1 pseudogene is annotated in these 602 nt (G+C 46.2%); it reads left to right on the top strand.

Going from position 1 to position 602, the window contains the following annotated elements:
* Window positions 1-185 (top strand): annotated as a pseudogene (locus AC4II3_RS26615) (hypothetical protein); the annotation flags it as partial.
* Window positions 186-602: the final 417 nt, after the last annotated feature.

The following is a 602-nucleotide window of genomic DNA, read 5'->3' as shown; positions in this document are numbered from 1 at the left end:
TCGCTAATCCCGCAGGTAATCCCCAACACCAAATCAGTATAGCGCTACGCGCAAGGCAAGAGGCAAAAGGCAAAAGGCAAAAGGCAAAAGTTTACTATCAAAATATATTATTCCCATCTCCCCCCACACCCCCGACTCCCGATTCCCGATTCCCGATTCCCGACTCCCGACTCCCGACTCCCTAACAAAATTTGTTACAAAACTTTTCAAAATATGCTATAATTATATATTTTTTGTGCTATACTCAAAATGGAGATACAAAAGTAAGAGCCAGCCCGAAGATGTACACGCCCAAGGCTGGCTCTGGCTCCCCTTTAAAGGAGATACCTAAATTATGTCTTATACTCCCAGCTTACACCCGTGGGTCATGATTCGCCTATTGCGAGGCAGGCCACCATTAGTTTTCGCTCGGTTCTGCAGCCCTTCTGATGCTAGGAGCTATTCCCGGAACCTGAAACAGCTCATGCCTGATGGGAAGTTTTTAATTTTTCTTGATTTAAGTCTACCCATGGATGAAGAAGACTCTGAATTTTAGGGGTTTATGCTCACGGGAATCGGGAATCGGGAATCGGGAATCGGGAATCGGGAATCGGGAATCGGGA

Source organism: Moorena sp., from assembly GCF_982860115.1.
The sequence above is the reverse complement of the archived record's forward strand: the minus strand, read 5'-3'. Positions and strand labels throughout refer to the sequence as shown.